The 9,974-nt window shown below is 72.3% G+C and carries 9 protein-coding genes and 2 tRNA genes; 4 read left to right on the plus strand and 7 right to left on the minus strand.

The genetic code is table 11. The annotated features are described in order from the left end of the window. Positions 1-251: 251 nt before the first annotated feature. Entirely contained in the window at positions 252-833 is a 582-nt protein-coding gene (locus KBX37_RS31995; protein WP_247659406.1) for an NUDIX domain-containing protein, read from the minus strand. A 171-nt stretch (positions 834-1,004) separates the two neighbouring features. Here KBX37_RS31995 and KBX37_RS32000 point away from each other — a divergent pair, with 171 nt between their 5' ends. Continuing rightward, positions 1,005-1,733, plus strand: coding sequence for a site-specific integrase (locus tag KBX37_RS32000; protein WP_307849292.1), 729 nt, complete (start codon positions 1,005-1,007; stop codon positions 1,731-1,733). Positions 1,734-1,747: 14 nt separating this feature from the next. Here KBX37_RS32000 and KBX37_RS32005 read toward each other — a convergent pair. The 4 genes from KBX37_RS32005 to KBX37_RS32020 form a co-directional block, all read right to left on the minus strand. Next, positions 1,748-1,824 (minus strand) — tRNA-Ile (locus tag KBX37_RS32005). A gap of 140 nt (positions 1,825-1,964) precedes the next feature. Continuing rightward, the gene (locus tag KBX37_RS32010) at positions 1,965-3,206 is read right to left on the minus strand and encodes an NAD(P)/FAD-dependent oxidoreductase (protein ID WP_210779577.1); all 1,242 of its coding nucleotides are present in this window, start codon (positions 3,204-3,206) and stop codon (positions 1,965-1,967) included. Then, positions 3,196-5,319 carry an MMPL family transporter gene (locus tag KBX37_RS32015; RefSeq protein WP_210779578.1) on the minus strand — a complete coding sequence of 708 codons (2,124 nt, stop codon included), beginning with the start codon at positions 5,317-5,319 and terminating at the stop codon, positions 3,196-3,198. Before KBX37_RS32015 ends, KBX37_RS32010 begins: the two co-directional genes overlap by 11 nt. 290 nt (positions 5,320-5,609) lie before the next feature. After that, positions 5,610-5,682 (minus strand) — tRNA-Asn (locus tag KBX37_RS32020). Between the two features lie 286 nt (positions 5,683-5,968). Here KBX37_RS32020 and KBX37_RS32025 point away from each other — a divergent pair. From KBX37_RS32025 to KBX37_RS32035, 3 genes are all read left to right on the plus strand, one after another. Continuing rightward, positions 5,969-6,361, plus strand: coding sequence for a hypothetical protein (locus KBX37_RS32025; RefSeq protein ID WP_210779579.1), 393 nt, complete (start codon positions 5,969-5,971; stop codon positions 6,359-6,361). 171 nt (positions 6,362-6,532) lie between these two features. Next, positions 6,533-7,024 (plus strand): TIM barrel protein, encoded by a 492-nt coding sequence (locus KBX37_RS32030; RefSeq protein WP_210779580.1) that lies wholly within the window; start codon positions 6,533-6,535, stop codon positions 7,022-7,024. A gap of 108 nt (positions 7,025-7,132) precedes the next feature. Next, a complete protein-coding gene (locus tag KBX37_RS32035) occupies positions 7,133-8,317 on the plus strand; it encodes an ROK family transcriptional regulator (protein ID WP_210779581.1) in 1,185 nt (394 codons plus the stop codon). Positions 8,318-8,402: 85 nt separating this feature from the next. On the opposite strand, the gene KBX37_RS32040 is transcribed toward KBX37_RS32035, so the two are convergent. After that, a complete protein-coding gene (locus tag KBX37_RS32040; RefSeq protein WP_210779582.1) occupies positions 8,403-9,410 on the minus strand; it encodes a sugar phosphate isomerase/epimerase in 1,008 nt (335 codons plus the stop codon). A gap of 215 nt (positions 9,411-9,625) precedes the next feature. Then, positions 9,626-9,974 (minus strand): sensor histidine kinase (locus tag KBX37_RS32045; protein ID WP_374103934.1); only part of this gene is annotated, 349 nt, incomplete at its 5' end.

Raw genomic sequence — 9,974 nt, forward strand, 5'->3', positions numbered from 1 at the left:
CCTCCAGCCCCAACCCGATCTACCCAACGCGGCCTGACCGCAACAAACCCACAGCCCGGCTCCGCTGCGCTACGCCGGGCGCTGCCGCCTGCCCACTCGCTCACCGATTTACGAGTCTGGAAGAGCGTGCTCAACTGGTCGTGATGCCCGAAACGCCTGCACCCAGGGGCCTACCCGTTTGCCTCTCGCGCCCGCTCGTGCCCGATGGGTGCCATGGCTACTGGCCCACCGATGGCCCGTGAGTCTAGGCGTCACCTGGCTTGGAACCGGCCAGTCAGGCGATACGCGGCGTGCATTTCCAGGACAACTCGGGTCTGTGCTTGCAGCGGGCCGGGTGGCGTTGCGGGGTCAGCGAAAGCCACTTCGAGCACCTCCGTGCTCTCCGGCTCGATCACGCCTGACCATCGTCGCGCTTCGAAGCACATGGCGAAGCAGTGCATCCGGTCCCCGTTGGGATAGGTGATGACGTGAGCATCCGGCTCAGATAGGCAACCGAAGGCAGCGAGATCGGAGCTGTCGACTATGAGTCCGGTCTCCTCTCGGACCTCATCGATCGCGGTACCGACGAAGCTTCCTCCTGGCTCGGCGGCCCCTGCCGGTATCTCCCACAAACCAGAATCACGACGTCGCTGGAACAAGACGTGCTCAGCCGCGTCGAGGAGAACGACCTGTGCTCCGGGCATGAGCAGCAGTCGAGACCCGACCAACTGTCGAAGTTGCCAGGTGTAGGAACCGACATAACCCATCCGGTGATCAAACCAGAAGCGTGGCGTTGCCGCGCTAACCACGGAGCGGCGGATCTCCTCGTCGGGCAGTCGTGGACCGTCCAGCATCCCCGGACGGGGTCCAGGTGGAGCGCCCTACCGGACGGAACGACCTGGTCCCCGTCCGGGGAGGCTGGTAGCCCTTGTGGTGCCCGGCGAGGTGATCCGCGGCGGCATCTCTGAGGAGGGTCGGGGTTCGGGGCGGAGCCCCGAGGTCTTCAGGATCCTGGTCGTCCCCAAGTGTGGCCGGCCGGCCCGGCCGATGCCGGCCGGAGGTCGCCAGCAGGCCGGGGCCGGGCCGGCGCGGCCCGCTTGCGGGCCGCCTTGACGCACGTCCAGGTGGGCGAGCTGGCGGCGGCGGCAGAGCCGCACGGACTGATCATCCGAGTGCTGGCCTACACCGGGCTGCGTTGGGGCGAGCTGGCCGCGCTTCGGGTGCGGCGCGTGGACCTCGTGAAGCGTCGGCTGCTCGTGGCGGAGTCGGTGACCGAGGTCAACGGACGCGCGGTGTTCGGCACGCCGAAGACGCACCAACGCCGGTCGGTGCCGCTCCCCCGGTTCCTGGTTGAGCCGATCGCCGCGCAGATCGCCGGCCGTGCTGGTAACGAGCTGGTTTTCACGTCCCCGGCCGGCGAGGTGCTGCGCAACAACAACTTCCGCCGCCGCGTCTTCGATCGGGCTGCGGAGTCGATCGGTCTCGCCGGCCTGACGCCGCACGAGCTGCGGCACACGGCGGCCAGTCTCGCGGTGGCTGAGGGCGCCAACGTGAAGGCGGTGCAGCGGATGCTCGGGCACGCCTCGGCCGCCATGACGCTGGACGTGTACGCGGACCTGTTCGAGGACGACCTGGACCAGGTGGCGGACCGCCTCGACCGGGCGGCGGGTCGTGCTGCTGCGGACTCAGTGCGGACTGACGGCGTCGGCCCGGATCTTGATGCGGTTCGGCCGGGTCGCCGGCAGCATGGCTGACCAGGTGTTTTGTGTGGTGGGGCGGGCGGGACTCGAACCCGCGACCGAGGGATTATGAGTCCCCTGCTCTAACCGGCTGAGCTACCGCCCCGATACCGCGCCGGATCGTAACCCGCTCGGCGGATCACCGGCCACCACCGAACCGGCCGACACAAGACCCCGATCGGCACGATGGGCTACGCGAGGATAACAGTCAGCAGCGGTCCGCAAGGTCCCGCGCACCGGCCCGGATCACCCCACCGCGCGCAGCTCCGCCAGCACCGACCCGGCCGTCCGCCAGCCGCTGGCCAGCGCGCCCTGGATCGACGGGCTGTCCCGGTGGTCGCCGGCCACGAACAGCCCGTCGCCGAGCGCCACCGGTTTGCGCAGTCGCCCCTGCGGCGGTGGCGCGGCGGGCAGCGCGTCGGGGACCTCGACGGTCGTCAGGTGGGTCCAGTCCGCGGTGGAGCGTCCGTAGAGCCGGTCCAGCTCGCGCCGGATCGCCGGCTCGGGCGGGGCGCTCGGGCCGACCACCGAGGTGGCCACCAGGTGCCACCCGGCTGGCGCGTACGTCGGGGCGGCGTTGCTGACCACGACGGTGTTGGCGATCATCTCCCGCCGGTCCCCGTCGACCAGCAGGATCGGCTCGTCGAGCGGCGCCTCCGGCGTGCTGTGGTAGTAGGTCGTGTAGCTGTGCATGCGTACCCGGGCCAGGGTGGGCAGCAGCATTCCCGCCGCGGGCGGGTCGACGGCGACCACGACGGCGCGGCAGCCGATGTCGCCGGCCTGGGTGCGGACCCGGCCGGGCGCGACCTCGGCGACCGGGGTGTCCAGCTCGATCAGGTCGGCGGGCAGCGGTTCGGCGACGGCCCGGGGCAGCGCGGCCATCCCCCGGGCGGGCAGGCCGATCCGGCCGCGCGCGAAGGAGCGCAGGATCATCGCCAGTACGTGGCTGGAGGTCTCCAGCTCCCGGTCGATGAGGACGCCGGAGAGGAACGGCCGCAGCAGCTCCTCGATGATCGTGTCGGAGAGCCCGGCCCGGCGCAGCGCGGCCTCGGTGGTGGTCTCCGGTGCGGTGAGCAGCCGGCTCTTCGGCAGGGTGGCGCAGCCGGTGGCGAGCGCGGCGAAGCGGATCCGGTCGAGCAGCGAGCCGATACCGGCCAGGGCCGTGCCGGGCGCGCCGCCGGGCGCGCGCAGCGGGTTGACCAGCCGGTCGAGCCGGTCGCCGCGGCGCACCAGCACCCCGGAGGTGAACCAGCCCAGCTCCAGGCTGTCGACGTCGAGCAGGGTGCCCAGCCTCGGGTAGGCGGTGTTCAACACCTGGAAGCCGCGGTCCAGCAGGTAGCCGTCGACCGCGTCGGTGGCGACCCGGCCGCCGAGCCGGCCACCGGCCTCCAACAGCCGCCAGGGCACGCCGGCGCGGTGCAGCCGGCGGGCGGCGGCCAGCCCGGCGAGGCCGCCGCCGACGATGACGACGTCCGTCTCAGCCAGCATGCCCGGCCTCCGTCCCGGTCCGGGCCGTCCGGGCCAGCCGGCTCGGCCACCAGATTTTCGGCCCGATGTCGTAGGACAGCGCGGGCACCAGCAGCGAGCGGACCACGATGGTGTCCAGCAGTACGCCCACCGCCACCGCCACGCCGAGCTCCACCAGCACCACCAGCGGGAGGACGGCCAGCGCGGAGAAGGTCGCGGCGAGCACGATGCCGGCGGAGGTGATCACCCCGCCGGTGACGGCGAGGCCGGACAGCACCCCGGCCCGGGTGCCCCGCTTGACCGACTCCTCGCGGACCCGGCTCATCAGGAAGATGTTGTAGTCGATGCCGAGGGCGACCAGGAAGACGAACGCGAAGAGCGGGAAGGACGCGTCGACCCCGGGGAAGTCGAAGACGTACCGGAAGATCAGCGCGCACAGCCCGAGGGTGGCCAGGAACGACAGCACCACGGTGGCGATCAGCAGCACCGGGGCGAGCAGGGCCCGCAGCAGCAGGGCCAGGATCACCGCGATGACCACCAGCACCACCGGGATGATCACGTTGCGGTCCCGGGTGGAGGCGGCGGAGGTGTCCACGTTGATCGCGGTGAACCCGCCGACCACGGCGTCGGCGTCGGCGACGCGGTGCACCGCCACCCGCAGGTCGCGGATGGCCCGCTCCGCGCCGTCGCTGTCCGGCGGGTCGGACAACGTCGCCTCCAGCTGGACCTTGCCGTCGACCACCTTGGGGGGCGCGTTCTCCTCGGACGGGCCGGCCCGCTCACCGGTCACCGGCCGTACGGCGGCGACGCCGGGGACGCCCTGGGCCACCCGGGCGACCTCCTGGGCGGCCTGCTGGTTGGTGAAGATCGTCGCCGGGCTGCCGGTGCCGGCCGGGTAGTGCCGGGCGATGACCTCCTGGCCGGCGACCGAGTCGGTCCGGTTGGTGAACAGGTCGGACTGGCCGAGGGTGGTGACGCCGAGCTGGGCCAGTCCGAGGGTGAGCAGGGCCAGCGCCGCGGCGGTCACCAACCAGACCGGGCGGGCGCGCCGGGCGACGAAGCCGGCGACCCGGCTCCAGATGCCGTGCTCGGCCCGCGGGTCGGCCTGGTCGGCGCGGGGCCGGCGGGGCCAGAACGCCCACCGGCCGCCGAGCACCAGCAGCGCCGGCAGGAAGGTGAGCATCACGACCAGCGTGGCGGCGATGCCGACGGCGGCGACCGGGCCGAGCGCCCGGTTGGAGTTGAGGCTGGACAGCAGCAGGCAGAGCAGGCTGACGATCACGGTGGCCCCGGAGGCGATGATCGCCGGGGCGGCGCCCCGCCAGGCGGTCTTCATCGCGTCCCAGGGCCGCTCGTGCCGGTGCAGTTCCTCCCGGTAGCGGGCGATCAGCAGCAGCGCGTAGTCGGTGCCGGCGCCGAAGACCAGCACGGTCAGGATGCCCTGCGCCTGCCCGTTCAGTTTGATCACGTCGTTCTTCGCCAGGTGGTAGACGAACACCGACGCCAGCGCGTACGACATCCCCGCCGCGAGCAGCGGAAAGAGCCAGAGCACCGGACTGCGGTAGACGATCAGCAGGATGACCAGCACCACGACCAGGGTGACCAGCAGCAGCGGCCCGTCGATGGCGCCGAACACCTCGATCAAATCGGCCAGCAGCCCGGCCGGTCCGGCGACGTCGACGGTCAGCCCGTCCCGGTCGCCGCCGGCGATCCCGCGCAGCTCCTCGACCACCCGGCCGATCTCCTCGCCCGCCGACTCGTCGATCGGTACGACGACCTGGAGCGCCTGACCGTCCTGGCTGGGGATAGGCGGCGGCAGCGGCCCGACCACGCCGGGGACCTGGGCGAACCGCGCGGTGTCGGCGACCGCCCGTTGCTTGTCGGCGTCGGTGATGCCGGAGCCGCGCTCGTAGACCACCAGCGCCGGGGTGCTCTCCCGCTCCACGAAGCCGCCGGCGAGGTCCTGCGCCCGGGTCGCCTCGGCGTCGGCGGGCAGGAACGAGGCGTTGTCGTTGGTGGCGACCTCGCCCAGCTTCCCGGAGTACGGCCCGGCGATCCCGCCGACCACCAGCCAGCCGAGCACCACCAGCACCGCGATCAGCGTCGCCGCGCCAGGTCCCCGTCTTCCGGCCATCTCCACCCGTCCCTTGAATCGACGCACCAATCGACGCATCGAAAGACTAAGCCGACACCGCCCATCCTGCCGCCCGAGCACGCCCCACCGGGCCCAAACCGGACGCGGGACCCACACCCGCTCTCCACGGTCCGTGCCCACCGGTGATCAAGAAGTTTGCGCCTGCGGACGGCCCGTCGGTGACGCAAACTTCTTGATCACCGGGGAGGTCGCGGCCGGGCGGGCGGGGCAAAGCGGTGACGACGAGAAACGCCCGTCGGCGGGGCCGACGGGCGCGGGTGGAGCGTGAGCTCCCCCGTTTGGACTCGAACCAAAAACCTGCCGGTTAACAGCCGGCTGCTCTGCCAATTGAGCTACGGGGGACCGCTGGTCACCGCGCTCCGGATCTCCCCGGCGCTCGGCGACGGCACAAGAGTACAGGATTCCCGGGGGGTCCGGTCCAGGGGGTTACCTCCACGAGCCCTCGCCTTGGAGGGCCGCGACACGGCAGGAATAAAATCGGACAAATCGTCATCACGGCACAACCAGGCATGAGCGCGGAGCAGGATGGGTAGTTAGCTGCCGACAGAGGACTAGGGCGCGACATGGTCGATCCCAACCGGATCCCCCGGGCGGGAACGGCGGAGCGTCAGGTACGAAAGGAGCCGCCATGCGCGGAAAGATCATGTTCCTTGGCGGGCTGGCTGCGGGCTTCGTCCTGGGCGCCCGTGCCGGCCGGGAGAAGTACGAGGAGCTGGTCGTCCGGGGCCGTAAGGTGCTCGACCACCCGACCGTCCAGGAGGCGGCGGGTGTCGCGCAGGCCCAGGCGACCCGGCTCTACAGCGAGGGCAAGGACAAGCTCGGCCAGTCCAAGCTCGGCGAGAAGCTGGGCACCGGCAACGGCAACAAGCAGGAGCTGACCGCTGCGGACGACGCGTTCGCGGGCACGCCGGCCACCATCGGCGCGAAGTCGGGCAGCTCGTCGAGCTCCCCCAGCTCGTCGTCGTCCACCACCGCGCGGCCCAAGCCGTCGGGCCCGGGCGCCAACGCCAACACGCTCTAACCAACCGCACCTTCCAGCGGGCCGGTCGTCGTCGACGACCGGCCCGCTGGCGTGTGGGCCCGGAAACACGGCAGGTCAGACCCATGCCCACCCCAGCCGGTGCCACTTTCGCCGACTTGAAGCAAAAGTTCGCACCAAACAACGAAAACTTCTGCCGTCAACCTCTTCTCTTTGGTCCCGCGCGCAAACTTCCTGCTCGACAGCGGGCCGCTGGACGCGCTGGGCCGGCCCACCCGGTCCTCCGGGGTCCGGAAGCTGGAGTACTTCATCGGGCTCACCGACCCGGAGTACGTCTGGTTCGAGATGGACATCTACTGGGCGCACGTGGCCCAGCACCGGTTCCGCAGCTACACCGACCCGGACGGGGTGACGCAGACCGACGTCTTCGACCCGCTGGCCACGGTGGCGGCCCAGCCGATCCGGTTCCCGCTGTTCCATGCCAAGGACGGCGCGTTCAACCCGAACACCACCAGCGGGTACGACATGGTGCCGCTCGGCCAGGGCGACATCGACTACGGCACCTTCTTCGCCAACATGGGTGCCAAGGGCTACCACAACCCGATGTGGGAGCAGGACAACGCGCCGGGCGGCAGCGCCGACCCGGGCCGCTCGCTGCGCTACGCCGAGGTCAGCTACCAGCACATGTCGGGTCTGCGGGGCTGACGGACCCGAGGTGTCGATCGAGTGGCCGCACCCGGGCGTACCGGGTGCGGCCACTCGCGCCATCAGACGTAACACCGCCGTGGAAGACTCCGGCCGGAGGTGGTGGCGATGGTTCCGGTCCGACCGGAGAACGCGTACCAGGCACGACTGCTGCGGATGCTGCGCGACGACGGCCCGCGGTCGCGGGTGGAGCTGGGCGACGCGGTGAGCCTGTCCCGGTCGAGGCTGATCGCGGAGGTGGACCGCCTCGTGGAGCTGGGCCTGGTCGAGACCGCCGGGCCGGCGGCCTCCCGCGGCGGCCGGAGGTCGTCGCTGCTGCGCGTCGCCCGCACGGTCCGCTTCGCCGGCGTCGTGATCGGCACGGACCGGCTCACCGTCGCCGTCACCGACGGCGAGCTGAACGTGCTGGCCGAGTTCCGCGAGCCGGCAGACGTCCGGTCCGGTCCGGGGCCGGTGGTCGCCCGGGCCGCGGAACTCGTCGGCAAGCTCCGGGCCGAACTGGGCCTGGCCCAGCTCACCGGCGTCGGCGTCGGGCTGCCGGGGCCGGTCGCCTTCCGGGAGGGCGCCCCGATCGCACCCGGCGCGCTGCCCGGCTGGCACGGGTTTCCGGTGCGCGACACTCTCGGCGCCGAGCTGGGCTGCCCGACGCTGGTCGACAACGACGCCAACGTGATGGCGCTCGGCGAGCAGCACGCCGGGATCGGCCGCACCTTCGACGACTTCCTGTACGTCAAGCTCGGCACCGCGATCGGCTGCGGCCTGGTGCTGCGGGGCGCGCCGCACCGGGGCGCGACGAGCGGCGCCGGCGACATCGCCCACCTGCGGCTCGCCGATGACGGCCCGGGCTGCGCCTGCGGCGAGGCGGGGTGCCTGGAGGCGTACTGCGGCGAGGCCGGGCTGGTCGCCGCGGCGCTGGACGCGGCGCGGTCGGGCCGCTCCCCCGCCCTGGCCGACCGGCTCGCCACCACCGGCACCCTGACCATGGCGGACGTCGCCGGGGCGGCGGCCGGGGGCGACCCGGCAGTGCAGGCCGTCGTGCGCGACGCCGCCCGCCGGCTGGGCCAGGTGCTGGTCGGGCTGGTGAGCTTCGTCAACCCCGGCATCGTGATCATCGGTGGCGCCCCGGACGGCCTCGGGCACACCCTGCTGGCCGAGATCCGGGCCGTGGTCTACCGCCGGTCGGCGCCGCTGACCACCGGCACGATGCCGATCGTGCTGTCCGACCTCGGCGAGCGGGCCGGCGTGGTGGGCGCGGCCCGGTTGATCAGCGAACAGGCCTTCGCCGCCGAGTGACCGGACACTAAGCCGGCCCGGCGGCCCGACCGACCCAGGTGCGTCCCGCCTCAGGTCGGGTAGGGGTCGGTCGGGCCGGGGCGGGTCAGTCCTTGCTGCTGAACGCGGCGTCGAACGCCGCCGCGGGGGCGTCGAAGGCGAGCCGGCGGACGAACTGCAACGCCTCCGGCGCGCCGACCAGCCGGTCCATTCCGGCGTCCTCCCACTCGATGGAGATCGGCCCGTCGTAGCCGATCGCGTTGAGCGCCCGGAAGCAGTCCTCCCACGGCACGTCGCCGTGGCCGGTGGAGACGAAGTCCCAGCCCCGGCGCAGATCGGCCCAGGGCAGGTGGGACGAGAGCCGGCCGCGCCGCCCGTCGCCGGTGCGTACCTTCGCGTCCTTGCAGTCCACGTGGTAGATCCGGTCGGCGAACTCGAGGATGAAGTTCACCGGGTCCAGCTCCTGCCAGACGAAGTGCGACGGATCCCAGTTGAGCCCGAACGCCGGCCGGTGGCCGATCGCCGCGAGCGCCCGCCGCGTCGTCCAGTAGTCGTAGGCGATCTCGCTCGGGTGCACCTCGTGGGCGAAGCGGACCCCGACGGAGTCGAAGACGTCGAGGATCGGGTTCCACCGGTCGGCGAAGTCCCGGTAGCCGCGCTCGATCATCTCCGGCGGCACCGGCGGGAACATCGCCAGGGTGTGCCAGATGGACGAGCCGGTGAACCCGACCACCGTCTTCACCCCGAGCTTCGCCGCCGCGCGGGCGGTGTCCTTCATCTCCTCGGCGGCGCGCCGGCGGACCCCCTCGGGTTCGCCGTCACCCCAGATCCGGGCCGGCAGGATGCCCTGGTGCCGCTCGTCGATCGGGTGGTCGCAGACCGCCTGGCCGACCAGGTGGTTGGAGATGGCGTGGACGCTGAGGTGGTGCTTGGCGAGGGTCTCCTTCTTGCGCTCGACGTACGAGTCGTCGGCGAGGGCCTTGTCGACCTCGAAATGGTCACCCCAGCAGGCGATCTCCAGCCCGTCGTAGCCCCACTCGGCGGCGAGCCGGCAGACCTCGTCGAACGGAAGATCGGCCCACTGGCCGGTGAAGAGCGTGATCGGTCGCGCCATCGTCGTTGTCTCCCCTGTCGTGATGGGGATTCCTCAGCGTGGGCGGGGCGAGGGGCCACCGGTGCGGAGGCGTCACGGGTCGCCGGTGGGTGCGGCACGCACCTGGGCCCGACGGGTTGCGCCTCCCGCCGGGTCACCGGCCACCTCGCGGTCGCCGCCCTCACTCTAGGACCGTCGGGACCGGCTGGGAAGGGCCCGCCACGAACCCGCGGACGTCACTCGGCCTGCTCCTCGGCGGCGGGCAGTTCGGCGCGCACCGACCAACCGCCGTCCGGGCGGGGGCCGGCGGTGAAGGTGCCGCCGACCGCCTCGGCCCGCTCGCGCAGGCCGAGCAGGCCGAGCCCGGCGCTCGGTCCCGGCGACGGGGACGGCTCGGCGCCGGTGTCGCGTACCTCGATGGCGACGCCGTCGGGGTCGTAGCGCAGCCGGACCGCGACCGCCGCGCCCGGCGCGTGCCGGTGCGCGTTGGTCAGCGACTCCTGGATGATCCGGTACGCCGCGACGTCCACCTCGGTGGGCAGCGGGCGGGGCTGGCCGGCCACGGTCCAGCGCACCGGCACGCGC

The sequence above is a fragment of the Micromonospora sp. U56 genome (assembly GCF_018070095.1).
Lineage (GTDB): Bacteria > Actinomycetota > Actinomycetes > Mycobacteriales > Micromonosporaceae > Micromonospora > Micromonospora purpureochromogenes.